23 protein-coding genes are annotated in these 25,096 nt (G+C 65.1%); 8 read left to right on the top strand and 15 right to left on the bottom strand.

The window, feature by feature from the left end; translation table 11 throughout:
• Positions 1–26: 26 nt before the first annotated feature.
• The 5 genes from rlmB to RHODMAR_RS07545 are packed head-to-tail and all read right to left on the bottom strand — an operon-like array spanning position 27 to position 4,079.
• A complete protein-coding gene (gene rlmB / locus RHODMAR_RS07565; protein ID WP_008713053.1) occupies positions 27–1,010 on the bottom strand; it encodes a 23S rRNA (guanosine(2251)-2'-O)-methyltransferase RlmB in 984 nt (327 codons plus the stop codon).
• The gene (cysS, locus tag RHODMAR_RS07560; protein ID WP_008713051.1) at positions 1,010–2,425 is read right to left on the bottom strand and encodes a cysteine--tRNA ligase; all 1,416 of its coding nucleotides are present in this window, start codon (positions 2,423–2,425) and stop codon (positions 1,010–1,012) included. Before cysS ends, rlmB begins: the two co-directional genes overlap by 1 nt.
• 23 nt (positions 2,426–2,448) lie before the next feature.
• Positions 2,449–2,913 carry a 2-C-methyl-D-erythritol 2,4-cyclodiphosphate synthase gene (gene ispF, locus RHODMAR_RS07555; RefSeq protein ID WP_008713050.1) on the bottom strand — a complete coding sequence of 155 codons (465 nt, stop codon included), beginning with the start codon at positions 2,911–2,913 and terminating at the stop codon, positions 2,449–2,451.
• A 10-nt stretch (positions 2,914–2,923) separates the two neighbouring features.
• Positions 2,924–3,589 carry a 2-C-methyl-D-erythritol 4-phosphate cytidylyltransferase gene (ispD, locus tag RHODMAR_RS07550; RefSeq protein ID WP_008713048.1) on the bottom strand — a complete coding sequence of 222 codons (666 nt, stop codon included), beginning with the start codon at positions 3,587–3,589 and terminating at the stop codon, positions 2,924–2,926.
• 1 nt (position 3,590) lies between these two features.
• Positions 3,591–4,079 (bottom strand): CarD family transcriptional regulator, encoded by a 489-nt coding sequence (locus RHODMAR_RS07545; protein ID WP_027494344.1) that lies wholly within the window; start codon positions 4,077–4,079, stop codon positions 3,591–3,593.
• A gap of 289 nt (positions 4,080–4,368) precedes the next feature.
• Here RHODMAR_RS07545 and RHODMAR_RS07540 point away from each other — a divergent pair, with 289 nt between their 5' ends.
• The 3 genes from RHODMAR_RS07540 (at position 4,369) to disA (ending at position 7,598) form a co-directional block, all read left to right on the top strand.
• Positions 4,369–4,974: a hypothetical protein gene (locus RHODMAR_RS07540; RefSeq protein ID WP_008713047.1), complete on the top strand. Its 606-nt coding sequence runs from the start codon at positions 4,369–4,371 to the stop codon at positions 4,972–4,974.
• Between the two features lie 56 nt (positions 4,975–5,030).
• Positions 5,031–6,428, top strand: coding sequence for a DNA repair protein RadA (gene radA, locus RHODMAR_RS07535; RefSeq protein WP_042938338.1), 1,398 nt, complete (start codon positions 5,031–5,033; stop codon positions 6,426–6,428).
• An 84-nt stretch (positions 6,429–6,512) separates the two neighbouring features.
• Positions 6,513–7,598, top strand: a complete 1,086-nt coding sequence (disA, locus tag RHODMAR_RS07530; protein WP_008713043.1) for a DNA integrity scanning diadenylate cyclase DisA — start codon at positions 6,513–6,515, stop codon at positions 7,596–7,598.
• 27 nt (positions 7,599–7,625) lie between these two features.
• Here the strand turns inward: disA and RHODMAR_RS07525 are convergent, their stop codons facing one another.
• The 3 genes from RHODMAR_RS07525 to RHODMAR_RS07515 all read right to left on the bottom strand — a co-directional run bounded on the left by RHODMAR_RS07525 (position 7,626) and on the right by RHODMAR_RS07515 (position 10,040).
• Complete coding sequence (locus tag RHODMAR_RS07525) at positions 7,626–8,507, bottom strand: SCO6745 family protein (protein WP_008713041.1); 882 nt, start codon at positions 8,505–8,507, stop codon at positions 7,626–7,628.
• A 67-nt stretch (positions 8,508–8,574) separates the two neighbouring features.
• Entirely contained in the window at positions 8,575–9,321 is a 747-nt protein-coding gene (locus tag RHODMAR_RS07520) for a hypothetical protein (protein WP_042938336.1), read from the bottom strand.
• Between the two features lie 92 nt (positions 9,322–9,413).
• On the bottom strand, positions 9,414–10,040 hold the full coding sequence (locus RHODMAR_RS07515) for a carbonic anhydrase (protein WP_008713037.1): 627 nt from the start codon (positions 10,038–10,040) through the stop codon (positions 9,414–9,416).
• 122 nt (positions 10,041–10,162) lie between these two features.
• On the opposite strand from RHODMAR_RS07515, the gene RHODMAR_RS07510 reads away from it, so the two are divergent.
• On the top strand, positions 10,163–11,047 hold the full coding sequence (locus RHODMAR_RS07510) for an A/G-specific adenine glycosylase (protein WP_008713035.1): 885 nt from the start codon (positions 10,163–10,165) through the stop codon (positions 11,045–11,047).
• On the opposite strand, the gene RHODMAR_RS07505 is transcribed toward RHODMAR_RS07510, so the two are convergent.
• Complete coding sequence (locus tag RHODMAR_RS07505; protein ID WP_008713033.1) at positions 11,044–11,646, bottom strand: TetR/AcrR family transcriptional regulator; 603 nt, start codon at positions 11,644–11,646, stop codon at positions 11,044–11,046. The genes RHODMAR_RS07510 and RHODMAR_RS07505 overlap by 4 nt on opposite strands.
• An 82-nt stretch (positions 11,647–11,728) precedes the next feature.
• On the opposite strand from RHODMAR_RS07505, the gene RHODMAR_RS07500 reads away from it, so the two are divergent.
• Entirely contained in the window at positions 11,729–13,084 is a 1,356-nt protein-coding gene (locus RHODMAR_RS07500; protein ID WP_008713031.1) for an MFS transporter, read from the top strand.
• Here the strand turns inward: RHODMAR_RS07500 and RHODMAR_RS07495 are convergent.
• The gene (locus tag RHODMAR_RS07495) at positions 13,078–13,887 is read right to left on the bottom strand and encodes an alpha/beta fold hydrolase (protein WP_008713029.1); all 810 of its coding nucleotides are present in this window, start codon (positions 13,885–13,887) and stop codon (positions 13,078–13,080) included. The genes RHODMAR_RS07500 and RHODMAR_RS07495 overlap by 7 nt on opposite strands.
• A gap of 5 nt (positions 13,888–13,892) precedes the next feature.
• Positions 13,893–14,630, bottom strand: a complete 738-nt coding sequence (locus tag RHODMAR_RS07490; protein WP_008713028.1) for an alpha/beta fold hydrolase — start codon at positions 14,628–14,630, stop codon at positions 13,893–13,895.
• 36 nt (positions 14,631–14,666) lie between these two features.
• On the opposite strand from RHODMAR_RS07490, the gene RHODMAR_RS07485 reads away from it, so the two are divergent.
• Positions 14,667–14,978, top strand: coding sequence for an antibiotic biosynthesis monooxygenase family protein (locus RHODMAR_RS07485; RefSeq protein ID WP_042938334.1), 312 nt, complete (start codon positions 14,667–14,669; stop codon positions 14,976–14,978).
• Positions 14,979–14,994: 16 nt separating this feature from the next.
• On the opposite strand, the gene RHODMAR_RS07480 is transcribed toward RHODMAR_RS07485, so the two are convergent.
• Positions 14,995–17,307 carry a putative bifunctional diguanylate cyclase/phosphodiesterase gene (locus RHODMAR_RS07480; RefSeq protein WP_008713026.1) on the bottom strand — a complete coding sequence of 771 codons (2,313 nt, stop codon included), beginning with the start codon at positions 17,305–17,307 and terminating at the stop codon, positions 14,995–14,997.
• A gap of 175 nt (positions 17,308–17,482) precedes the next feature.
• Positions 17,483–17,920 (bottom strand): OsmC family protein, encoded by a 438-nt coding sequence (locus tag RHODMAR_RS07475; RefSeq protein WP_008713025.1) that lies wholly within the window; start codon positions 17,918–17,920, stop codon positions 17,483–17,485.
• Positions 17,921–18,030: 110 nt separating this feature from the next.
• Here RHODMAR_RS07475 and RHODMAR_RS07470 point away from each other — a divergent pair, with 110 nt between their 5' ends.
• Both RHODMAR_RS07470 and RHODMAR_RS07465 read left to right on the top strand, forming a co-directional pair.
• Positions 18,031–19,215 (top strand): lipase family protein, encoded by a 1,185-nt coding sequence (locus RHODMAR_RS07470; protein WP_008713022.1) that lies wholly within the window; start codon positions 18,031–18,033, stop codon positions 19,213–19,215.
• 70 nt (positions 19,216–19,285) lie between these two features.
• Entirely contained in the window at positions 19,286–20,611 is a 1,326-nt protein-coding gene (locus RHODMAR_RS07465; protein ID WP_008713020.1) for a serine hydrolase domain-containing protein, read from the top strand.
• A gap of 145 nt (positions 20,612–20,756) precedes the next feature.
• Here RHODMAR_RS07465 and RHODMAR_RS07460 read toward each other — a convergent pair whose 3' ends face one another.
• Together RHODMAR_RS07460 and lysS are read right to left on the bottom strand one after the other, a co-directional pair.
• Positions 20,757–23,297, bottom strand: a complete 2,541-nt coding sequence (locus RHODMAR_RS07460; protein WP_042938333.1) for an ATP-dependent Clp protease ATP-binding subunit — start codon at positions 23,295–23,297, stop codon at positions 20,757–20,759.
• 275 nt (positions 23,298–23,572) lie between these two features.
• On the bottom strand, positions 23,573–25,096 hold the full coding sequence (gene lysS, locus RHODMAR_RS07455; protein ID WP_008713017.1) for a lysine--tRNA ligase: 1,524 nt from the start codon (positions 25,094–25,096) through the stop codon (positions 23,573–23,575).

The following is a 25,096-nucleotide window of genomic DNA, read 5'->3' as shown; positions in this document are numbered from 1 at the left end:
CCCAGGCAGCCGCGCCGACGAACCGACTAGGCCCGACGTTGCCGAGCGATGTCGGCCAACACGACGCCCGCCGCGACGGATGCGTTGAGTGACTCCACCGGACCGGCCATCGGGATCGACAGGATGTGATCGCAGGTCTCGCTGACCAACCGGGAGAGCCCCTTGCCCTCGGATCCGACGACGATGACGACCGGGCCTTTACCGTCGAAGGTGTCGAGTTCGGTGTCGCCACCTGCGTCGAGGCCGACGACGGTGACGCCCTTGGACTGCCAATCCTTCAGTGTGCGAGTCAGGTTCACTGCACGCGCGATCGGCAGGCGAGCAGCGGCTCCAGCGCTGGTTCGCCACGCCACCGCCGACACACTCGCGCTGCGCCGCTGCGGGATCACGACGCCGTGGCCGCCGAACGCAGCCACCGATCGCACGACCGCACCGAGGTTGCGTGGGTCGGTGATGTTGTCGAGAGCCACGAACAGTGCCGGCTCCTGGTGCGTGCGCGCGTTCGAGATCAGATCGTCGGGGTGCGCATAGCGGTACGGCGGCACCTGCAGGGCGAGGCCCTGGTGCAATCCGTTGGCGCTGAGCTTGTCCAGATCCGAGCGGGGCACTTCGAGGATCGAGATGCGTGCGTCTCCGGCACGCTGCACGGCCTCCTTGAGCCGCTCGTCGCTGTCCGTTCCGACGGCAACCCACAGGGCGGTGGCGGGCACACCCGCGCGTAGGCATTCCACGACGGGGTTGCGGCCGAGCACCACCTCTGGACCGTCTTCTGCTTTACGACCGGCCGGACGCCCACCGGCGCGGCCGCCGGCAGCGCCGCCACGGTTCTGTGCCGACTTCTCGGCGAGCTTCGCCCGACGCGCCGCGGGATGCTTGGTGCGCTCGGAGGCGGGAGGCGTCGCGCCACGGCCCTCGAGACCCTTACGGCGCTTGCCTCCGGATCCGGCGACCTGCCCCTTCTTGGTGCCGTCCTTGCGGATTGCGCCGCGCCTACTCGAATTGCCTGCCATCACAAACCTGCTTCGTCGGTCTTACTCGTACCCAGCGACCATTCGGGCCCGTTGGGTGTATCTGTCACGTCGACTCCGGCCTTGGCCAGTCTTGTCCGTATGTCGTCTGCGGCGGCCCAGTCCTTGGTCGCCTTTGCCGTTGCCCGACGCTCCAGCTCGGCCTCGACCAGAACCCCCAAAGCGCCGATAGCTGCTGTGTCGGAACCACCGTCGCTGATCCAGTGCGGATCGAGTGGGTCGACGCCCAGAATGTCCAGCATCGCCCGCACGCTGGCGGCGTACTCCACGGCCGCAGCCATGTCTCCGGACTCGAGCGCGGTGTTGCCGAGGGTGACGGTGGCGTGAATCTCGGCCAATGCCTTGGGAACCCCGAGGTCGTCGTCGAGAGCCTCGGCAAATCCGGCGGTCCACTTGCCCATCGGTACTTCACCGGCCCGCTCGACGGCTCGCTTGACGAACCCTTCGATGCCCCGATACGTCACGGCCGCGGTCTCGAGCGCCGTGTCGGAATACTCGAGCATCGAGCGGTAGTGCGCGCCGCCGAGGTAGAACCGAAGCTCTTGCGGGCGAACCTTTTTGAGCACATTCGGTACCGAGAGCACATTGCCGAGGGACTTCGACATCTTCTCGCCGCCCATCGTCACCCAGCCGTTGTGCAGCCAGTACCGCGAGAAGCCGTCACCGGCCGCCATCGACTGCGCCCGCTCGTTCTCGTGATGTGGGAACACCAGGTCGAGTCCGCCGCAGTGGATGTCGAAATCCGGGCCGAGGTAGTTCTCCGCCATCGCCGAGCATTCGAGGTGCCAGCCCGGACGGCCGGATCCCCACGGCGTCGGCCACGACGGCTCGCCTGGCTTCGCGCCCTTCCACAGGGTGAAGTCGCGAGGATCCCGCTTGCCCTCGGCAACGCTCTCACCCTGGTGCACGTCGTCGAGTTTGTGGCCGGACAGCGCGCCATAGCCAGGAAAGCTCTGCACGGCGAAGTAGACGTCGCCGCATTCGTCTGCGTAGGCATGTCCGCGTTCGATCAACCGCTCGATCAGCTGGACCATCTGCGTGATGTGCCCGGTAGCGCGCGGCTCTGCCGACGGCGGAAGGACTCCGAGTCGGTCGTAGGCCCAGGTGAAGGAACGCTCGTACGTCGCGGCCCACTCCCACCACGGCCGGCCCGCGTCACGGGCCTTGTTGAGAATCTTGTCGTCGATGTCGGTGACGTTGCGAACGAAGGCGACGTCATAGTCGTGCGCCAGCAACCAGCGACGTAGTACGTCGAAGGCAACGCCGCTGCGCACGTGGCCGATGTGCGGTTCGCCCTGCACCGTCGCACCACACAGGTACACCGATGCATGGCCAGGGACCAAGGGGGTGAATTCCCGCAGGGCCCTCGTCTCGGTGTCGTGTAGGTGAAGGGTCACGACCAGCAATGCTACCGGTGGTTTTACCCCGCCATGACAAGTGCGGTCGCGATGGCCGCGATTCCTTCGCCGCGACCGGTCAGTCCGAGCCCGTCGGTGGTGGTCGCAGACACCGATACCGGTGCACCGAGCACCCTCGTGAGAACTTCCTGCGCCTCGACCCGCCGCGGTCCGATCTTGGGGCGGTTGCCGATGATCTGCACCGCAGCGTTTGCGATTGCGAACCCGTCGGCGTCGAGCAGCCGCTTGACCTCGGTCAACATGACAGCTCCGCTGACCCCGTCCCATTCCGGACGCCCCGTACCGAACACCGACCCGAGGTCGCCGAGGCCTGCCGCGGACAACAGCGCGTCACACAGAGCGTGGGAGGCGACATCGCCGTCGGAATGCCCGTCGAGTCCGTCCGCGTCCTCGAACAGCAATCCGGCCAGCCAACACGGCCGACCGGGGGCGATGGGATGGACGTCGCTGCCGATGCCGACTCTCATGGCTGACCTCTCATATAAGGGCCTGTGCAAGTAGCAGGTCGAGTGGAGTGGTGATCTTGAATGCGAGCGCATCGCCGACGATGGTGTGCACCGTCTCGCCGATGCGCTCGACCAAGCCGGCGTCGTCGGTGGAGATGTCGGTCGTCGCGTCGTAGGCACGGCGGAGGACATCGGACTCGAAGCCCTGCGGGGTCTGCACCGAGCGCAGGCCCGCGCGATCGGGAGTCCCGACCACGGCACCCATCAGGTCGACGGACTTGATGGTGTCGACGACCGGCAGAACCGGTATGACGGCAGACCGGCCGGCGCGGACCTCGGCCACGACGCGGGCGATCAGGGTCGGCGGGGTGAGAGCCCGCGCGGCGTCGTGGACGAGAACGACGGAGGCGTCGCCGACGGCAGCGAGGCCGGCGCGCACCGAATCGGTGCGCTCGACGCCACCCGCCACGACGATGACATCGGCACCGACATGATCGCGGGCAGCCTCGACCAGATCTGCGGGAACGATGACGACGATGCGATCGACGGCACCGGACGCTCGAAGCCCGTCGACGGATCGCGTCAGAAGGGAGTCGGTACCCAGACAGACGAATGCCTTCGGCTCGTCGAATCCGAGCCGAAGGCCTTTGCCTGCAGCGGGTACCAGGGCGACTACGTCGCCGGCAGTACCGTTCACTCTACGAAGCTGTTGCGAGAACTTCGTCGAGCATGGTGTCGGCCTTGGCCTGGTCGGTTCCTTCGGCCAGTGCCAGCTCGCCGACCAGAATCTGACGTGCCTTGGCGAGCATGCGCTTCTCGCCTGCCGACAATCCGCGATCCTGTTCGCGTCGCCACAGATCGCGGACGACCTCGGCTACCTTGTTGACGTCACCGGAAGCCAGCTTCTCCAGGTTTGCCTTGTAGCGGCGCGACCAGTTGGTGGGCTCTTCGGTGTGCGGCGCGCGAAGCACCTGGAAGACCTTGTCGAGACCTTCTTGCCCGACGACGTCGCGGACGCCTACGTACTCCGCGTTGTCCGCGGGGACTCGAACGGTGAGGTCGCCTTGCGCGACCTTGAGAACGAGATACTCTCTCGGTTCACCCTTGATGGTGCGTGTCTCTATCGCTTCGATCAGCGCCGCTCCGTGATGGGGGTAAACGACGGTGTCTCCGACCTTGAAAATCATGTGACAAGTGCCCCTTTCGATTTACCCAGAATACCACGCCTAATATCAACGGTGCAGGTCAGGGGCATACTGACGCCGAATCAGGGGTTGACACAGACTCGCCGACGTGTATCCGGGGCCACATTTCCGCCTTGGTCGTTCTGCAGGCCGCACCGGTGAAAGGCATCCTTACCTGGCATCCTTCGACGGCTGGTGGACCCCACGAGCGGCCGACGGACGAGAACTACTACTCTCCCTAGTGGACGTAGATGGACCGAGCCGGCCCGGCACCACATGGAGGACGACCGAAGTGACTGCAATCGACACTGCGACACCGCTTGGCCGCCACAGAAGGACGGCCACCGCCCTCGCTCTCCTCGCCGGTGGCGCGTTCGCCCTCACGGCGTGCGGCGCAGGTCAGATCTCCCAGACGGCCACTCAGGTGGCCGCGGTCAACGGTAGCTCCGCTGACGTCGGAGACATTCAGCTACGCAACGTCCATGTCGTGTACCCCAATTCGCAGGAATACAGCATCGAGCCCGGCGGAACCGTCGAGCTCGGCTTCACGGCCATCAACTCCAGCCCGGCCGACGCCGACGAACTGACCGACATCTCGTCACCCGAGGCGCAGGTCACCATCGTCGACGAAGCCGAATCCGGTAGCACCGAGATCGCCCCGCTGACCGCGCTGGGTGCAGGCTCCCCCGCGGACACTCAGCTGGACGATCCGCTGCTGCCGATCCAGCTGATCAAGGTCGAGATGGCCGACATCAGCGAGAACGTTCGACCGGGCCTGACGCTGCCGGTCACGTTCGAGTTCGCGAAGGCCGGCGAGGTCGTCGTCAACGTCCCGGTCGATGCCGGTCACGAGCTCGAGCGCTCCGAAGCTGCAGTATCCGAGCACGGCGGCGAATAGCAACCTCGGGCACCAGGTCGCTCGAGCTTGTCGGTGCAGATCGTTAGGCTCCCGACGTGGTCAAACCGAAGTCGAGCTACCGCTGTTCTGCATGCCGTCACTCCGTCTCGAAATGGGTCGGTCGTTGTCCCGAATGTGGAGACTGGGGCTCCATGGACGAGGTCCAGGCCGTCGCCGCACCCCTGACCACCCGAGCGGGCGCGTCAGCGCTGCGCTCCGGGGGCGGGGCGATGATTCCGACGACGCCCGCAGCGGCTCTGACGACGATCAGCAGTGCCACCTCTCAGGCCAACACCACCGGCATCGACGAGTTCGATCGCGTACTCGGCGGCGGATTGGTTCCCGGCTCGGTCGTCCTGCTTGCCGGTGAACCCGGAGTGGGCAAGTCGACTCTGCTGCTCGAGGTCGTGCATCGGTGGGCTCGATGGGCCCCCGATCGCCGCGCGCTGTACGTCACGGGCGAGGAGTCCGCGGGGCAGGTCCGGTTGCGTGCCGACCGCACCGGTGCCGTGCACGAGCGAGTCTTCCTCGCCGCCGAGTCCGATCTGGCCACGGTGTTCGGCCATGTCGAGCAGGTCAAGCCGAGCCTGCTGATCGTCGATTCGGTACAGACGATGCTCGCTGCGGACGTCGACGGCGTCATCGGCGGTGTCACTCAGGTTCGCGCCATCACCAGCGCCTTGACCACCCTGGCCAAGACCACCGGAGTCGCGGTTCTGCTCGTCGGCCACGTCACCAAGGAAGGTGCGGTGGCGGGCCCGCGCTCCCTCGAGCATCTCGTCGACGTGGTGTTGAACTTCGAGGGTGACAAGCACTCCACTCTGCGGATGATCCGGGGCGTCAAGAATCGGTTCGGTGCGTCCGACGAGGTCGGTTGCTTCGAGTTGCGGGAAACCGGGATCGTCGGCATCAGCGATCCGTCCGGATTGTTCCTCCATCACCGGGGCGATGCGGTCCCCGGTACGGCCGTCACCGTCACCATGGACGGCAAACGGCCACTCTTGGCCGAGCTGCAGGCGTTGATCGTCGACACCGCGATGCCGTCTCCGCGACGTGCGGTCAGCGGACTCGATCACGCCCGCGTGGCGATGATCCTGGCCGTCCTCGAAAGACGATGCGGGGTCAAGGTGTCCAAGGCCGAGGTCTACGCGGCCACCGTCGGCGGCATGCGCACCAGCGAACCGTCCGCCGACCTCGCCTTGGCTGCGGCAGTCGCGTCGGCCGTTCGCGATCAACCCCTACCGGCGGGCATGGTCATTCTGGGCGAAGTGGGTCTGGCGGGCGAAGTGCGCCGGGTGGCCGGTTTGGGCCGCCGTCTCGCCGAAGCGGCCCGATTGGGCTTCAACTACGCCATCGTCCCCGAGGACGCCGGTCCGATACCCGACGGCATCAAAGTCAAGACGGTCACCAACGTCGGCGAGGCGTTGACCTACACGCGTATGCGGCCCGTATGACACCGGGCAGTACTCTTTGTTCGCACGAGAAAATCCGACCGCGCGCTCGGTCGACCTGCTGACATGACACGAGGGGGGTTCGCCATGGACAGCACCACGCCGTCCCCAGCGTTGCGCGAGACCATCGCTCGGCTGGCACCGGGAACCGCCCTGCGTGACGGCCTCGAACGAATTCTGCGCGGTCGCACCGGCGGCTTGATCGTGCTGGGCTACGACGAGGAAGTCGAAGCGATCTGCGACGGCGGTTTCGAGCTCGACGTCGAGTTCGCACCGACCAGGCTTCGCGAGCTGTCGAAAATGGATGGCGCAGTGGTGCTTTCGACCGATGGCAAGCGAATCGTTCGGTCCAACGTACAGCTGGTCCCCGACCACAAGATCCCCACCGTCGAGTCCGGTACCCGGCACCGAGCCGCCGAGCGCACGGCGATGCAAACCGGCTATCCCGTTGTCTCCGTGAGCCAATCGATGAGCATCGTGAGCGTCTACATCGGCGGCATCAGACACGTCGTCGAGGGCTCGGCCACCATCCTTTCGCGCGCCAATCAGGCCGTCGCGACCCTCGAGCGGTACAAGGCGCGGCTCGACGAGAACACTCGCCAACTCTCGGTGGTCGAGATCGAGGATTTCGTGACTCTGCGCGACGCCTTGACCGTCGCACAGCGGCTCGAGATGGTGCGGCGGGTGTCGGTGGAGATCGAGCAGAACGTCCTCGAACTCGGCACCGACGGCCGCCAGCTCGCCCTACAGCTCGAAGAGTTGTTGGGTGACAACGACGTCGATCGTCAATTGATAGTGCGTGACTACCTGGCCGGCAACGAACCGTCGAGCACCACCGGCGTCGAGAAGGCGCTCGCCGCGCTCGACAAGTTGACCGACGTCGATTTGCTGGACTTGACGACGCTGGCCCGCGCGTTCGGTTATCCCGCGACCATCGAGGCCCTCGACACACCGATGAGCCCCCGCGGCTACCGGGTGCTCACCCGAGTTCCGCGCTTGCAGTTCAGCCAGATTCATCGTCTGGTCGGCGCTTTCGGCACGCTGCAGGGGCTGCTCGCCGCCACTGCCGCCGATCTGCAGTCGGTCGACGGAATCGGTGGACTGTGGGCCCGGCACATTCGGGAAGGACTGTCCCGGCTGGCCGAGGCCTCGATCTCTGGGCCGTACGACTAGGCCCTTCGCACCCCGACGCCGGACGACTCAAGACACTGTCGGCGGCTTCTTCGTGCCGGGCAGGAAGCCTGCGTCGATCACGGCCTTCACATACGGTCGCGCGCTCGCGATCAACTGCTCGGCATCCGAGACGTTCCTCCACACAGCCGACGCCATGACATCGGTGCGATCCTCGATGTGCTGATCCAGAGCGACGCCGGCTTCGGTCAATGTCTCACCTTCGGACGATGTGGTGAGCAATCCGCGCGTCGCGAGTCGTTCTGCAGCGGAGTCCCATTCGCCCTCGGACCACTGGCGAGTCAGCTGCGTGATGCGCTTGCCGAGCGCGCGGCGGCCGGGCTGCGGGGCCTGCCGATTCGCTTCGTGGAATACCGCCGCCTCGGCCGGGTCGAGTTCTGCGTCGATCAATGCGGCGAGATGTCCATCCCCACGCCATTCACGGAGGACGGTGATCGAGTGCCACAGGGCGAGATGCGGTACCTCGGGTCGATCGGCGGCATGCCACGCTGCCGCGAGTGGTCGGCCCGCGAAGGATGCCGCGTCGCCGATGTCGCGAAGTCGATCGGCGATCGTCACCACCTCGGGGTCGGCGGCAAGGGTGCCCAATGCGGTGCCGAGGACGGAATCGAGCAACGCCCATCGACGATCGGAGACCGAGTCGAGACCGACCTCAACGGCGGCGGGCCACGCGCGCTCGATGAGCACCGGATTGAAGTTGTAGAAAGCAGCCGCAACGACGCTTGCTGCGCACGGACCCATCGGGGCCGCCCGTGCGCCGACGTACCACGCGTGACCATCGAGACCGGTGTCCTCGTAGGCCGACGTCAACTCGGGATTGAAGTAGGCGGTGACGTGAAAGGGCTCGAGCGTTCGATAGGCGGCGCGGGCAAGCGCGGTCGGGGTGGTCATGGTTACCGAAGGTACAAGGACGTGCCCGGATTCGGTGACAGAGCCGAAAATCTCCCGGTGACGGACATCAGCCGGTGATGTTGAACGGCTCCGGCACGCTCTTGAGCTCACCGAGCTGCGCGATCGCCTGGTACGCACCGACGCCCACCGGGATGCGTTCCTCACCGCAGCCGGGAACCGAGTTGGTGCCGGACCACTTGACCGTGAAGCCTGCTTGCTCGCCCGGCTTGAAGGTCCGTAGATCGGACGCGGCGTTGGGGAAGCAGTCGATGTTGGACCAGATGCGCTGGTTGTCGAGGGTGTATACGAGCGCCTGCTGCAGCCCGGCACCGACGTCGCGCTGGCATTCTTTCGAGCCGATGTTGGTGATGACCACGGTGAACACAGGCTCTTCACCCAGCCGGTAGGTGGCCTTCTCGGGCGTCACCTTGATCGCGAGCGACTGATCCGGGCACTGGTTGGAGATCACCGGAGCCGGGGTACCGCTGTCGGTCGCTGCACCACCACTACCCGCTGCGGAGTCGGTACCGCCGCCCGAGCCGCCGGAACCACCTGAACCTCCAGAACCACCGCCCGAGCCACCGGAGCCGCCTGAATCACCAGGGGTGGCAGATGAGCTGGGTGACGGCAGAGCCGAGGATGTTGCCGGTGCCGCAACGACACCGGCGGGAGCGGCCTCGGTGTCGTCGGAACCGCCGCTGAGCGAGGCGATGAACCACACGATCAAGCCCAGGACGACAACGGCCGCACCGATGGCGAGCGCGCGGCGTCGCCAGTAGATTTCGGGAGGCAATGGCCCTGTCGGTTCCAACACGAATCAACCGTATGCGGCCGGAGGCAACCTATCCCTGAGCCCACGCGGCGTGTCGCGCGAGCGAACTCGCGAGCAAGTGGTTCCGTGCCGTTTCAGGCAGGCTGTTCGCCGACGTCGCCGATGACCTCACGGAGCTGCGCGTGGCCCTTGGACAGCTGGTAGGTGAGGCCGACGATCGCCAGTTCCCCGGCCTCGACCTTCTCGGCGACGATGCGGGAGCGCTGCATCAACAGATTTCCGGTCTCCTGGACGTGCCGGGCCTCGAACTCGTCGACGGCTTCGTGACCGTCGCGGCGGGCCGAGAGAACCGAGGGGGTGACGCGTTCGACGACGTCGCGGATATAGCCGCCGGGGACGTCACCACTCTCCAGGGCATCGACGGTTGCCTGAACCGCGCCGCAGTGATCGTGGCCGAGCACCACGATCAGCGGCGCTTTGAGCACCGCAACGCCGTACTCGATGGAGCCCAGAACTGCGGAGTCCACCACATGGCCGGCGGTGCGCACGACGAACATATCGCCCAGGCCCTGATCGAAGATGATCTCAGCGGCAACGCGGGAGTCGGCGCAGCCGAACAGGATGGCACCGGGATGCTGAGCAGCCTCGAGGCGAGCGCGGTCCTCGATGCCCTGGGAGGGGTGCAGCACCTCTCCGGAGACGAACCGCTGGTTGCCTTCCTTGAGTGACTTCCAGGCAGCGATCGGATTCGAGGCAGGCATGGGAATCATTGTGCACGCGCAACGGGCGCGCGGCGAGTCGGGTGCACGTGAATCGAGCTACCGGCGAGTCGGGTTCACTAGTGTGGGGGGCGATTGCATACCGAGAAGAAGGGCACGAGAAGTTGCCGATCGATGCCGAGGCTCTGCTCGGGTGGTTCGACACCGACGGGCGCGATCTGCCGTGGCGCAGGCCCGGCGTGAGCGCCTGGCAGATCCTCATGAGCGAGATCATGTTGCAGCAGACGCCGGTGGTACGGGTTGCGCCCATCTGGGAGCAGTGGGTCCAGCGGTGGCCGGTGCCCTCGGCGATGGCCGCATCCTCGCAGGCCGAAGTGCTGCGTGCGTGGGGCAAGTTGGGCTATCCGCGTCGGGCACTGCGGCTGCACGAGTGCTCTCGAGTACTCGCCGATGATCACGGCGACGAGGTGCCCGGGGATGTCGAGACACTGTTGGGATTACCCGGCATCGGGGCCTACACCGCGCGGGCCGTTGCGTGTTTCGCCTACGGTCAGCGGGTTCCTGTGGTGGACACCAATGTTCGACGCGTCGTCGCACGCGGGTTGCACGGCAACGCAGAGCCTGGAAATCCCTCCACCACAAGGGATCTGGCCGATGTGGAGCAGCTGCTGCCGACCAGCGTCCCCCGTGCGGCCCGTTACTCGGCAGCGTTGATGGAACTGGGCGCACTGATCTGCACCGCCAAGAATCCGGCGTGCCTGCTGTGCCCGCTGCCGGAGTGCGCGTGGATCGAGGCCGGTAGGCCCGCGTACACCGGTCCCGCGAAGAAGGTTCAGAAGTTCGCGGGCACCGACCGTCAGGTTCGCGGGAAGCTCATGTCGGTCCTGCGCGAGAGCACCGGTCCCGTCGAGCGGGCGCAGCTCGACATCGTCTGGCCCACCGACCCCACGCAGCGCGACCGTGCTCTCGATTCTCTGCTGACCGACGGATTGATCGAACAGACCGAATCGGGATTGTTCGCCCTCGCGGGTGAGGGTTCGGACGGCTAGGACCGGTCCGGGGCATCGGCCCACGTTCTGCCGTCCAGTAATTGCTCCACCAGTTCCGTCGCCTCGATCTCGCCGATGCGCCCCACCATCACCATCGTCCCCAGACCGTGCAACGCGGACATCAAAATTCGAGCTTCCGCAGTGGCGTCGATCCGATCGGTACCGCTTTCGGCGGCGGCGTCATCGATCATGCGAGTCAGAACCGCCTCCAGCCCAGCAAGATTGGCGCTGTATGCCGACTGCGCCACGGCCGGCTCCCGGAGGGCCAGAGAGGCAAACGACACCCCGAGCCGATGGAAACGCCTGCCCTCCTCATCGGTCGGCAGCACCGAACGAGCGAACATCCTCAGCCGAACAGCTGCCGAGGCACCGTCGATCGCCTCGATCCGGGCTGCCGACTTCGCATAACCGCGCTCCGAAAGTCGGGTGAGAACGGCGTCCAGCAGACCTGCCTTGGAATGGAAGTAGTACTGGACCAACCGCAGCGACACGCCGGCTGCGGTGGCGGCACTCCGCATCGTCAAAGCCTCGAGCCCATCGACTGTGGTGACTCGCTCTGCGGCCGCCAGAATCTGCTCTCGTCGATCTTCGACGGTCATCGTTCACGCACCTCCCCGAATTTTGGTACAACTGTATCAAGCATCGGTTATACAGCTGTACCAAAACTGGAGGTGGCACTCGATGAACGGACGGTCGCTGGGCGTTCTCGCGGTGGCATGTATGGCCCAACTCCTGGTGGTGCTCGATATCTCGGTCGTCAACGTCGCACTGCCGCACATCGCTTCGGCGCTGGACATCGCCGATCGAGACGTGCAGTGGGTGGCCAGCGGATACACCGTCGCGTTCGCTGCTGCCCTTCTCACTGGGGCACGCGCAGCGGACAGCTGGGGAATCCGCCGAGTATTTCTGTTCGGCACCTCGCTGTTCATCGCGGCCAGCGTGGCCGGCGGAGTGGCACCCACCGGATCGATGCTGGTGGCCGCCCGAGTGGGCCAGGGATTGGCGGCAGCGATCGTCTCACCGGCAACGTTCACATTGCTCACCGTCACCTACCCCGAGGGACCGATCCGCACGCGTGCAGTCGCGGTATGGACTGCGATCAGCGTCGCGGGCGGCGGAGTCGGCAACATCGTCGGCGGTGCGCTGACCGAATACCTCACGTGGCGGTCGGTGCTGTTGATCAACCTGCCCATCGGGCTCGTCGTGCTGACGGCCGCCCTTCGCTACCTACCCACGCACCGACGCGAGGCGCAGTCGCCTCGCACGTCACTCGATCCGATCGGCGCAGTCTCGGGGGCCGCGCTTCTCGGGGCTTCCACCGTGGCCGTCACTGCTTTCGGAGCAGCAGGCTCGCGACCGTTGTCACTGTCGATGACCCTTGTCGCAAGTGCCGGACTGATCGGGTTCCTGATCCGGCAACATCGATCGACAGCACCGCTCATCCCGTTGCGGCTGTTCGCCGATCGCACCGTCGTTGCCGGAAATCTGCTGACCTTGCTCACCGGTGCGGTGTTCCAGATACCGATCTGGTTGTTCCTGACGTACCAGATGCAACAGCTCCTCCAGCGATCGCCGCTACAGGCCGCGGTGGGGTTCCTACCGCTCACCACCGCTCTTGTCGTGATCGGCGTTGCCGTCACGCCGCGCCTGATGCGCCGATATCCACCGCACCTGGTGGCTGCTGCGGGAGCAGCAGTGGCCGCAGTGGGACTGCTCGCCCTGGCCGTGGCCTCGGATTCTTCGAGCTACCTGGTGGCAGTGGCACTGCCGTCGATTCTGATCGGAACCGGTGGCGGTTTGCTCAACACTCCTCTCGCCACCGCAGTGACCAGCGGGGTCGCGCGCCGTGACGCAGGAGCCGCCTCGGGACTGATGAACACGTGCAAGCAGTTCGGTGGTGCAATCGGGTTGGCGGTACTCACCGCCACCGCCGGGCTGACGAATTTTCGCCTGGCGTATTGCGCGATGGCCACGGCAATGGCACTGACGGCGGGATGCTGCGTCGCATTCCTTCGTGAAAGAAGGACCGGCTACTGAGCCAGAAACTCGACGATGGCCGCATTGACTGCATCCGGACGCTCCAGGTAGCCGAAGTGGCCGGTATCGGCGATCTCGACGAAGCGCGCACCGGGTATTGCGGCGGCCACGTCTCGGCACTGCTGCACCGGGATCATGCGGTCGTCGGCGAATCCGATGACCAGGGACTTGGCCGAGATTCTTCGGTACGCCGCCAATCGATCTGTACCAGCGCGCATTTCGAGTCCGATCTGCGCTCGGGCACCCGCCGTCTTCCTGCCGCCCGAGTATTCGAGTACCGCGAGCCAATCACCGATCGCGGCGTCGTCGGCCAGAGTCTTCGGTGAAAAGTTCTGCATCGCAGTCATTACCGCGCGGTACGAGGCCGGTAGTTCGACTCCCGCGTCGTGAAGGTCCTTCTCGCCCTTCGACATCTGCGCGCGAAAGGTGGTGGACGTGCCGAAGGTGGCCATCATCACTGCATGCGACACCAGATCCGGCCTGGCCAGGGCCAATTCCTGGGTGACCCGAGCACCCATCGACGTGCCGACGACGCGTGCCGGGCCGCCGCCGAGGTGCTCGATGAGGGCCGCGGTGTCGGCAACCAGGTCGTCGAGTGTCATCCCGCCCGCACACTCGGAAGACGGTGCGATACCGCGATTGTCGAAGGTGACGACTCGGTAGCCCTGCTTCACCAGGGCCGGAACCTGATGGGTTTTCCAGACCCGTCCCGGGCTTCCGGTACCCATCACCATCACCACGAGTGGGCCGTTGCCGGTGACGTCGTAGTTGAGGTCGATTCCGTTGAGCTTCGCGATCGGCATCTGGATCATCCTAGTGCGCGCAGGAACTCCTCGACCGCCATGCGATACCGCCCGGGGGCTTCGTCGTGGATCAGGTGCGCCGACTCGTCGATCCGTACGTACATCGATCCGGGCTTGCGTACGTGCATCCGGTTCATCTGACCGGCCGGGGTGATGGTGTGCTCGGCCTCGATCAGGAGCACCGGAGCCTGGACGGCGTCCCACTGGTCCCAGAAGTGCCTTGTCCCCCATTCCTGCGAGATCGCCTCGAACGTGTCGACCTCACCGTGCAGTAGCCAACCGTCCTCACACCGTACGAAGGAATCCAGAAAGTACTGCCCTGCAACATCCCCGAAGTATCGACGCACCGCATCGGCGTCGGGAAAGGGTTGCGGCCATGCCCGCATCATCGCCGCCCAGTTCTCTGCGGTGCGGCCCCGAAAATCGGGTGCGATGTCCTCGACCACCAGTGCAGTCACCAAGTCCGGTCGCTGCGCCGCCGCGCACCAGCCGTGCAGGGCACCCATCGAATGACCGATCAACACACTCGGACCGAGCGACTCCAGGTGCTCGAGCAGGTCGGCCACGAAGAATTCGGTGGTGAGCTCCGACGGCGGTGGCCGCCCGTGGCCGGGAGCGTCGTAGGTATGCACGTGGCCGAATTCTCGAAGCCACGGAACCTGGCGGCGCCAGGTGGCAGCGCTCCCCATCAGCCCGTGCAGCAGCAGAATCGAACGGCCGGATCCACCCTCGTCGTAGAGCATCACCGCCGAGCATAACGACGGAGTAATCTCGCCGGCATGGCCATTGTGAAGATCAACGCGATCGACGTACCCGAGGGCGCAGGTCCCGAGCTGGAAAAGCGTTTCGCCGCCCGTGCCGGCTCGGTCGACGGCTCCCCTGGCTTCCTCGGATTTCAGCTGCTCCGGCCGGTCAAAGGTGAGTCGCGCTACTTCGTCGTCACGCAGTGGGAAGACGAGGAGTCGTTCCAGGCGTGGTCGGCAGGTCCGTCGAGGGAAGCTCACGCCGGAGAGCGCCCAGCGAAGCCGGTGTCGTCCGGGGCATCGTTGCTCGAGTTCGAGGTCGTGTTGGACGTGCCTGCAACATCGTGAGAGCAGTCGCGTCCGCTCACACGTGTTGGCGGGCCAGCTCCCACTCGAGTTTCGTCGGCATCTCGGAATCCAATTTCGCCACGGCCTCGGCCAGGAACTCCGCGGGCATCGGCCTACCCAGGAAATAACCCTGGGCACCGTCGCAGCCCAACAGCCGGAGCGCATCGAGAGTGCCTGCGTCCTCGACGCCCTCCGCCAGCACGCGCACCCCGAGGCTTCGAGCCAGGTCGATGGTCGAGCGCACGATCGATGCGTCGGTGTCGTCGGTGTTCATCTTGGACACGAACGTGCGGTCGATCTTCAGCGTCTGCACCGGCAGGCTCTGCAGATAGGTCAACGAGCTGTAGCCGGTGCCGTAGTCGTCGATCGCAAGAGTGACACCCAGGCCGCGCAGCGATGTCAGTGCTTTCACCGAACGAATCGGATCGGTCATCGCGGTCGTCTCGGTGACCTCGAATTCCAGGGCATGCGCGGGAACGTCGTACTTGGCCAGCGCTGCCGAGACCTGTTCCGTCAGCGTCTCGTCGAGCAGGTTTCGAACCGAAAGGTTCACCGAAACCGAAAGGTTCACCCCGCGTCGACGCAGTGCACTGCACTGCGCCAGCGCCTCGTCCAGCACCAGCGCGGTGATGGCGGGCAACATGCCGGTGCGCTCGGCGTCCGGCAGGAAGATCGACGGACCGATCAAACCCTCACGTGGGTGCTGCCAACGCAGCAGTGCTTCGACGCGGTCCACGCTGCCGGACGCCAGATCCAGGCACGGTTGGAAGAACACTCGAAGCTGACGCTCGCGGATTGCAGTATCGAGCTCTCCCAGCAACCGCATCTGATCGTGGCGGTCGCGGTCCATTTCGGGTTCGTATCGACCTAGGCGGGCGTGGCCGGCCTTGGTGGCCGTCAGCGCCACGTGAGCACGCTGCAACATCGCCTCCCCATCCACCTGACTCGCGCCCAGCTCCCCAGTTCGACTGGGGCACTCCACAGAATCCTCGGTCGACGCGATTCCCACCGCCGCGTCGAGGGCCACGTTGATGTCGTGCACGAACATCGTTCGCCTGACTGCGAACTGAAGCCGCTCGGCAGTGTCGGTGATGTCGATCTGGGCGGGGTGTCTGCGCATCGCAACCACGAACTGATCACCTCCGAGGCGGCCCACGACGTCCTCGGATCGAACCGACGCGACGAGTCGATGGCCGATTTCGCGTAGCACAGTGTCTCCGACGCTGTATCCGAACGTCTCGTTGATCTGTGCGAAGCGATCGATGTCCACCACCAGCGTGAAGACGTCGCAGTCGCCTCTCGTGGCAAGCATCGTGTCCAACTGTTCTCGGAGCCGTCGACGGCTGGCAAGTCCGGTGACCGCATCCGTCCGAGCGACGTCCTGGAGTATCTCGGCCTGCCGACGCAACGTCCCGAGGAAGTATGCCATCCGGCACCCGACGAGGCCGATGACGAGCGCTGAGGAAGCCACGATGACCCAACCCCATTGCCCGACGGGAACCCCGCGGGCCAGCTGCACAGCCATCGTCAGCGGCGTCACGGCGATCGCCACCGACAGCCCGAGAAATCTCATGCGCCCGATTTTGAACGGGCTCGATCTTTCGACGCGCGCGATTGCCCTACCCGGGACGTGTAGTGCAATCACTCCGAAGCACACGTAGGCCGCCATCCACAGCATGTTCAGAAGCGTCGATCGGTAGAGCTCGGAATTGCTCACGGCTGCGTAGGTCGGGAAGTCCGCCAGCACGAGAAAGCCCACGCCTGTCGCGGCCGCGAAGAAGGGAACGGTGGTCGAGCGAGTCAGCAGGTACAGACTGCAGACCAGCGTCAGCAGAAACACGTCGACCGTGAGGTACGCCGTGGCCGGCAATGTCGCAATCGCCGATGGCAAAGACCGAACCGAATCGTCGGAGATGACGAACATCCAGGTGGCGAGGCCGACGCCGCTGGCGACGATGAGACATTCGAACAGCTCTTCGCGCCTGAATACGAGTCCATTCTCGTCGGCCGCTCGGGCAAAGCCGACAGCGATGATCACGTAGCCGAGGAGGTAGAACACATCCGCGGCCGAGAACATCGGTACTCGACCGCCGTCGACTTCCATCAGTGCTATCAGCGCATCGGCGATACCCCAGCAGCCGATACCGAGGGCCATGTACTTCCACGTTTGCTTGTCCCGCCCGGGTTCACGGAGATAGCGGTGCACGAATGCGGCCAATGTGGCCAGGACCACGATCGCATAGACCGCATTTCGGGGTGCGCCACTCGGAACAAACGCATACGCCACCACCATGAGCGCACCGAGGCCCAGGAAGCGCGTCCACAACATGGTTGGGCCGATCCTTCCTAGGCCAGTCGGTACGCACCCCGTCTGTATGCGTCAACCGACCGAACCCGACGTTTGACCACAATTCGTCACCGAATCATCCATAGATGGGTTCAACGATGAACTAATTCGAACCTGACGATGGCTCACTGGTCTCGCATCGGGTAGTTCGCCGCATTCAGCCCTCCAGAGCCGCGTCCAAGGTGATCTCGACGCCGGTGAGCGCCTTGCTGACCGGACACGTTTCTTTGGCCGCCTGAGCTGCCTTCGCGAAACCATCGGCGTCGAGACCGTCCACCTCGCCTCGAACGGTCAGTTTGATGCCGGTCAACTTGAACCCCGGCTCGTCCGGACCCAGCGAGACGTCGGCCGTGACCTCGAGGCTCTGCGGAGTGCCGCCGGCCTCCGCAATCAGAGCCGACAGTTGCATCGCGTAGCAACTCGAATGCGCCGCGGCGATCAATTCCTCGGGACTGGTGGTGCCGTCGGCGTTCTCGGCCGCGCGCTTGGGAAACGACACGTCGAAAGTCGCTGCGCCGGAACTGGACAGCTCTACCTGGCCGGAACCTTGTTCCAGAGTGCCGTTCCAAGCTGTGCGTGAAGTACGAGTTGGCATCGAACCGATTCCTTCCGTTGTCGGCCCTGTGTAGGACCAATCCTCAGGCTAACCTCAGCGAGGTCACCGGGCCATCGAGTGCGGGAATCTCGACACGAAGGGTGCGACGGGTGAAGTACTTCTCGAGATCGGCAACGCTCCTGTCCAGCGCGATTCTGCTGCTGACCGCTGCGTCGACGACGACGGCCCAGGCCGATCGGCTCAGCGATTTCTACAGCGCGCCGGTGGCGACGATCGGTACGGCGGCCCCCGGCGAGGTGGTCCGAGACCTGCCCTTCGACTCGCCCAAAGGATTCGGACTGGGCTTCGACATCGAGCGGATTCTCTATCGGTCCACCGACACTCACGACAACCCCATGATCGTCTCGGGCTACACCGCGACCCCGATCGCTCCGTGGCCTGGCCCCGGCCCGAGACCGGTGATCGCCTATGCGCCCGGCACCTCCGGTATGGCCGATCGCTGCGCCGGATCGGCTGTGCTGGGAACCGTCGGCTCGTCCCCCGCCATTTTGCCGCTGCTCCTGGCCGGATACCGCGTCGTTGCAACGGACTACCAGGGGCTTGGCACCCCCGGCGGACATACGTACCTGAACCGACTGGCCTCGGGCAGAGCTCTGCTCGACGCCGCCAGGACCGCAGAGGCCGACCCCGCTACCCCGGTGATGCTGTTCGGCTACTCCGAAGGCGGATTCGCTTCCGCATCCGCAGCCGAACTCGCCGCCACCTACGCCCCGGAACTGAACATTGTCGGAGCGTATGTCGGCGCGCCACCAGCGGATCCGACACTCAACATCGCCCCCCTCGACAACACCACACTCGGCAGCGCAGTGCTCTTCGCCGTCGACGGCATGATCAACGCGTATCCGGAACAGGCCGAGAGCATCCGTGGCCTCTTCGACTCCGATGGGGTCGCCATGCTCGACGCCGCACAGAACTGGTGCAGCACCGACGCCGCGGCAACCGCCGTCGTGAGCACCAGCGAACTCACCCGCGACGGCCGCCCGTTCTCCGAGCAACTGAACAGCCCGACTCTGGCCGACATAACTGCGGACAACACCCTCGGACGCATAGCCCCCGCCATCCCGGTGTACCTCTCGCATGGAGCGCAGGACGACACCGTACCCATCGAGCAGAGTCGCCTGCTGCTTCGGCGCTGGCAGGACCTGGGTGCCGACGACATCACCTACCGTGAATACCGATTCCCGGCCATCCCGTTGAAGGGCGTCAACCACCAACCCGCGTCCCTGGCGGCATACTCCGACGTCCTGCCCTGGATCGCCGGGCTGGTTCGCTGAGGTCAGGTCAGGTCAAAAATCAGGGTGTTCACGGAGGCGTCGGTCTCGGTGAAATTGGTTCACTCCACCCATGCGAATCGTGCACGCCCTACTGACCGTCGCAGCACTCCTCACAGCATCCCCGACCGTGTCCGGCGGTGACACCGCGTCGGACGTCGGGGTTGTCGCCGAGGAGCTGGGCCTGCCGGGGGCGGCTTTCCGGGTCGTCTCCGAGCGCGAGGTGATCGAGAACATCGAGTACGGGGTGGACGGAGACGGTGCGTCGATCGACGACGGCACGCCGTTCGTGTGGGGTTCGGTATCGAAGTCGGTGACGGCGGCGACGGTGTACGGGCTGGTCGAGCAACACCGCCTCGGACTCGACGCATCCGTGAATTCGGTTCTACCGGAAAGTAATTCGATTCTTCCCGGGAACGTCACCATCGACGATCTGATCCACCACACCAGCGGACTCCCGCACGACGTGGTCCAGCTCGACGTGTGGGGTCGAACGCAGCGAGCACTCGACGTCGTACCCACTCTCGAGGTCAGCGCGGACGACCGCGGCACGTTCGAGTATTCGAGCCTCAACTATCTACTGCTGCAAGCGATCGTCGAGAAGACGACTGCCAAACCTTTCGCTGACGTCGCGGCTCGCGAAACCGGGGTCCACACCGCCGGCGCAGTTGCGCCCGGGCATGTTCCGTTCTTCACGTTCCCACGACGCATCGACACCGGGACCGATGCCGCTGGACTCGGGTACGGCTACCTCGGTGGTTCCATCGACGAGCTCTCGCGGTATGCATCCCGGCAACTCACGGCTGCCGCGTCGAACAGTTCCGATACGGTGCCGACGGGCTCCGGGACCGCCTACGGATTCGGCTGGTACGTCGAGACCTTGCCCGACGGAACCGAGATGCGATGGCACTCCGGGGCAGTCCCCGGTTATTTCACTCACGTCGCGCTGATCCCCGAGCGCCATCTGGCGGTCGTGTTCGCGACCAACCGGTACGGAGAACTCGAGGCCGACAAGCTCGCTTCCGCGGCCCGTTCTCTCGTACTGGCTCGACTCGGAATCGACGAACCTCGTGCTTCGTCCTTCGGCTTCTACGAGGCCACCCTGATCGCGTCGAGCCTGTTCGCGACGCTGCTCGCGATCTGTGCGACGCGAATCCTGCTCCACCTCGGGGCTGCCCCGGGCCGATGGGTACGAACCCGAATTCTGATTGCCCTCGCGGCCGGGGCCGCGCTGTACTTCACGCTGCCGGCATCGGCCGGTGCGCCGATCTCGATCCTGACCCGCTGGGCTCCCGATGTGGCATTGCTGTTCTGGATCGTGCTCGCGGAATTGTTCGTCATCGCTGCTGCTCTCGCCGCTCGCCTGTCGTCGCGTCAATGGACCACTGCATACGTCTGAGCGGTGCAAGGGTCCATTGACGCGGGCGGGGACGGGATGGGGCGGACGGGCGGGGACGGTATGCGGCGGCGGGCTGGGGCGGGCGGACATACGACAACGGGCGACCCTCCGAAGAGGATCGCCCGTGCTCGTTGTGCTGTGAAACTTACTCGCTGTCGCTGTCTCCAGCGGCCTTGGCCAGGTCGACCGGGACCTCGTCGGGGACGATGATGGCCTTCTTCTCGCCGCGGAACGTGAACTTCGCGTCCTCGCCTGCGCCTTCGCCGTCCCAGTTCTCGACGTCGACCAGAATGATCTGGCCGGCCTCGATCTCGCCGAAGAGGATCTTCTCCGACAGTGCGTCCTCGATCTCGCGCTGGATGGTGCGACGCAGTGGCCGCGCACCCAGTACCGGATCGAATCCACGCTTGGCGAGCAACGACTTCGCCTTCTCGGTGACCTCGATCGCCATGTCCTTGTTCTTGAGCGCACCCTCGACTCGGTTGAGCATGAGATCGACCATCTGGATGATCTCGTCTCGCGTGAGCTGGTGGAACACGACGATGTCGTCGATACGGTTCAAGAACTCGGGCCGGAAATGCTTCTTCAGCTCGTCGTTGACCTTGAGCTTCATCCGCTCGTAGTTCGATCCGGTGCCTTCACCCGAGGAGAAGCCGAGGCCGACAGCCTTCGAGATGTCTGCGGTACCGAGGTTCGAGGTGAAGATCAGCACGGTGTTCTTGAAGTCGACCGTGCGTCCCTGGCCGTCGGTGAGTCGACCGTCTTCCAGCACCTGAAGCAGCGTGTTGTAGATCTCCGAGTGGGCCTTCTCGATCTCGTCGAACAGAACCACGGAGAACGGCTTGCGACGCACCTTCTCGGTGAGCTGACCGCCCTCTTCGTAGCCGACGTATCCGGGAGGAGCACCGAACAGGCGTGACGCGGTGAAGCGGTCGTGGAACTCGCCCATGTCGATCTGGATCAGCGCATCGTCCTCGCCGAAGAGGAAGTTCGCGAGAGCCTTCGACAGCTCGGTCTTACCGACACCCGAGGGGCCGGCGAAGATGAACGAGCCCGACGGACGCTTCGGGTCCTTCAGACCTGCACGGGTACGACGGATCGCCTTGGAGACAGCCTTGACTGCCTCGACCTGGCCGATGATCCGCTTGTGCAGCTCGTCCTCCATGCGGAGCAGACGGGTGGTCTCCTCCTCGGTGAGCTTGAAGACGGGGATGCCGGTCCAGTTGCCCAGAACCTCGGCGATCTGCTCGTCGTCCACCTCGGCGACGACGTCGAGGTCACCGGAACGCCACTGCTTCTCGCGCTCGGCACGCTGACCGACGAGCGTCTTCTCCTTGTCGCGCAGGTTCGCAGCCTTCTCGAAGTCCTGTGCGTCGATGGCCGATTCCTTCTCCCGGCGCGCGTCGGCGATCTTGTCGTCGAACTCGCGCAGGTCTGGCGGCGCGGTCATCCGGCGGATGCGCATCCGCGCGCCCGCCTCGTCGATGAGGTCGATTGCCTTGTCGGGCAAGAACCGGTCGTTGATGTACCGGTCGGCCAGCGTGGCGGCCGCGACGAGGGCACCGTCGGTGATCGAGACGCGGTGGTGAGCCTCGTAGCGATCACGCAGACCCTTGAGGATCTCGATGGTGTGCTCGACGGTCGGCTCGCCCACCTGAACGGGCTGGAACCGACGCTCGAGTGCGGCGTCCTTCTCGATGTACTTGCGGTACTCGTCGAGGGTGGTGGCACCGATGGTCTGCAGTTCGCCACGAGCCAACTTGGGCTTGAGGATCGACGCTGCGTCGATGGCACCTTCGGCAGCACCTGCGCCGACGAGCGTGTGCAGCTCGTCGATGAACAAGATGATGTCGCCGCGGGTGTTGATCTCCTTGAGTACCTTCTTCAGGCGCTCCTCGAAGTCACCGCGGTAGCGGCTGCCGGCCACGAGCGAGCCGAGGTCGAGGGTGTAGAGCTGCTTGTCCTTGAGCGTCTCCGGGACCTCGCCGTTGACGATGGCCTGTGCCAGGCCTTCGACGACCGCGGTCTTACCGACACCGGGCTCACCGATGAGAACCGGGTTGTTCTTGGTACGACGCGACAGCACCTGCATGACGCGCTCGATTTCTTTCGCGCGCCCGATGACCGGGTCGAGCTTGCCCTCGAGCGCTGCCTGGGTCAGGTTGCGTCCGAACTGGTCGAGAACCAGCGAGGTGGACGGGGTGCCGGCTTCGCCGCGGCCGCTGCCGGACTCGCTGGGCTCCTTGCCCTGGTAACCCGAGAGCAGCTGGATGACCTGCTGCCGGACGCGGTTGAGGTCGGCTCCGAGCTTGACCAGAACCTGAGCTGCGACGCCTTCGCCTTCGCGGATCAGACCCAGCAGGATGTGCTCGGTGCCGATGTAGTTGTGGCCGAGCTGCAGCGCTTCGCGGAGGCTGAGCTCGAGTACTTTCTTGGCGCGCGGGGTGAACGGAATGTGACCGGACGGAGCCTGCTGGCCCTGACCGATGATTTCCTCTACCTGGCTGCGGACTCCTTCGAGGGAGATGCCCAGCGACTCGAGGGACTTGGCTGCGACGCCTTCGCCCTCGTGGATGAGGCCGAGCAGAATGTGCTCCGTGCCGATGTAGTTGTGGTTGAGCATCCGGGCTTCTTCTTGAGCCAGGACGACAACACGCCGCGCGCGATCGGTGAACCTCTCGAACATCGCTCTCCCTCACTTCTTGGCGGGTGGTAGCTCGCCCACCGGTTCTTCTAGCGCCGCAGTGTCCGTAACGCTACGGTCGCTTGTGCATTTGAAGGTAAGACTGAGTCTCACTGTAGTTGGCCGACGTGACGAACGCCGACCCTCCACCCCTGAAATGCTGCGCGACCGCCCACGAATTCGGACTGCCTTGCCTGCTTACTGTTCATAACGCAGGCACAATGCAAAACGTTTCCCATTCACTGTCCGCTGCTGGCGAACAGTTCTCTACCGTCGAATCAGGCCTGGGACGGCTTGACGATCGGAAACAGGATCGTTTCGCGGATACCCAACCCGGTCAGTGCCATCAGCAACCGGTCGACGCCCATGCCGGTTCCGGTGGTCGGCGGCATGCCCTGTTCCATCGCCGCGAGGAAGTCCTCGTCCAGCACCATGGCCTCGTCGTCGCCCGCTGCGGCTTGGCGCGCCTGGTCCTCGAATCGTTCGCGCTGGATGACCGGATCGACCAACTCGGAGTACCCGGTGGCGAGTTCGAACCCACGGACGTAGAGATCCCACTTCTCGGTGATGCCGGGCTTGCTGCGGTGCTGGCGCGTCAGCGGGGACGTTTCGACCGGGAAGTCGCGAACGAACGTCGGTTCGGTCAACGCGTCGCCCACCTGGTGTTCCCATAGCTCTTCGACCAACTTGCCGTGACCGTAGATCGGGACGCCGTCCTTGCGGGGCACCTCGACTCCGACCTTGTCCGCGATCGCGAGCAGTTCATCGACGGTGGTGTCGGGTGTGACGTCGAACCCGAGCGAGGTCGACAGCGACGGGTACATCTCCAACGTCGTCCATTCGCCACCGAGGTCGTAGGTGGTGCCGTCGGGCAACGTCACGACAGTCGAGCCGAGGGCGGCCACGGCCACCTCCTGGACGAGCTCACGGGTCATCTTCGCCGAGTCGTCGTATGTGCCGTAGGCCTCGTAGGTCTCGAGCATCGCGAACTCGGGCGAGTGCGACGAGTCGGCACCCTCGTTGCGGAAGTTGCGGTTGATCTCGAAGACCTTCTCGATGCCCCCGACGACGCAGCGCTTGAGGAACAGTTCCGGTGCGATCCGCAGATACAGGTCGGTGTCCATGGCGTTCGAGTGGGTGACGAAGGGCCGGGCGGCCGCTCCGCCGTGCAGGGTCTGCAGCATCGGGGTTTCGACCTCGAGGAAGCCGCGACGTTCGAGCGCGTTGCGCAGTTCGCGGACGACGGCGATGCGCTTGCGTGCGGTCTCCCGTGCGGTCGGGTTGGTGATCAGATCCAGGTACCGCTGCCGGATACGAGTCTCTTCGTTCAGTTCCTTGTGTGCGACGGGCAACGGCCGCAACGACTTCGACGCGATCTGCCACTCGTCGGCCATGACACTGAGCTCGCCGCGTCGTGAGCTGATGACTTCTCCGTGCACGAACACGAAGTCACCGAGATCGACGTCGGACTTCCATGCTGCGAGGGCCTCTTCGCCGACACCTGCCAGGCTGATCATGGCCTGCAGCTGGGTGCCGTCGCCCTCCTGCAGGGTGGCGAAGCACAGCTTGCCGGTGTTGCGCACGAAGATGACGCGGCCGGCGACTCCGACGATCAGACCGGTCGTCGTGTCTGCTTCGAGCTCGGGAAACTCGGTTCGGATCTCGAGCAGAGAATGGGTCCGCGGAACCGACACGGGATACGCCTCGACCCCGCGCTCGAGCAGAGCAGCGCGCTTGGCACGACGAATCCGTAGTTGCTCCGGGGTGTCGTCGGCCGGCTGGGTAGTAGCTGTGTCAGTCAC

Origin of the sequence: Rhodococcus sp. AW25M09 (assembly GCF_000333955.1) — a bacterium.
In the GTDB taxonomy this organism is placed as follows: Bacteria; Actinomycetota; Actinomycetes; order Mycobacteriales; family Mycobacteriaceae; genus Rhodococcoides.
Note: the sequence above shows the minus strand (reverse complement) of the source record. Positions and strands in the feature narration are given on the sequence as shown.

Coding starts and splice junctions, on each gene's coding strand:
- RHODMAR_RS07545 (WP_027494344.1), bottom strand. CDS start 4,079: ATGATTTTCAAGGTCGGAGACACCGTCGTTTACCCCCATCACGGAGCG.
- RHODMAR_RS07490 (WP_008713028.1), bottom strand. CDS start 14,630: ATGCTCTACGACGAGGGTGGATCCGGCCGTTCGATTCTGCTGCTGCAC.
- RHODMAR_RS07505 (WP_008713033.1), bottom strand. CDS start 11,646: ATGACCGTCGAAGATCGACGAGAGCAGATTCTGGCGGCCGCAGAGCGA.
- disA (WP_008713043.1), top strand. CDS start 6,513: ATGGACAGCACCACGCCGTCCCCAGCGTTGCGCGAGACCATCGCTCGG.
- RHODMAR_RS07460 (WP_042938333.1), bottom strand. CDS start 23,297: ATGTTCGAGAGGTTCACCGATCGCGCGCGGCGTGTTGTCGTCCTGGCT.
- RHODMAR_RS07475 (WP_008713025.1), bottom strand. CDS start 17,920: ATGCCAACTCGTACTTCACGCACAGCTTGGAACGGCACTCTGGAACAA.
- ispF (WP_008713050.1), bottom strand. CDS start 2,913: ATGAGAGTCGGCATCGGCAGCGACGTCCATCCCATCGCCCCCGGTCGG.
- RHODMAR_RS07485 (WP_042938334.1), top strand. CDS start 14,667: ATGGCCATTGTGAAGATCAACGCGATCGACGTACCCGAGGGCGCAGGT.
- RHODMAR_RS07515 (WP_008713037.1), bottom strand. CDS start 10,040: ATGCCTGCCTCGAATCCGATCGCTGCCTGGAAGTCACTCAAGGAAGGC.
- RHODMAR_RS07465 (WP_008713020.1), top strand. CDS start 19,286: ATGCGAATCGTGCACGCCCTACTGACCGTCGCAGCACTCCTCACAGCA.
- RHODMAR_RS07500 (WP_008713031.1), top strand. CDS start 11,729: ATGAACGGACGGTCGCTGGGCGTTCTCGCGGTGGCATGTATGGCCCAA.
- RHODMAR_RS07480 (WP_008713026.1), bottom strand. CDS start 17,307: ATGTTGTGGACGCGCTTCCTGGGCCTCGGTGCGCTCATGGTGGTGGCG.
- rlmB (WP_008713053.1), bottom strand. CDS start 1,010: ATGGCAGGCAATTCGAGTAGGCGCGGCGCAATCCGCAAGGACGGCACC.
- RHODMAR_RS07525 (WP_008713041.1), bottom strand. CDS start 8,507: ATGACCACCCCGACCGCGCTTGCCCGCGCCGCCTATCGAACGCTCGAG.
- RHODMAR_RS07495 (WP_008713029.1), bottom strand. CDS start 13,887: ATGCCGATCGCGAAGCTCAACGGAATCGACCTCAACTACGACGTCACC.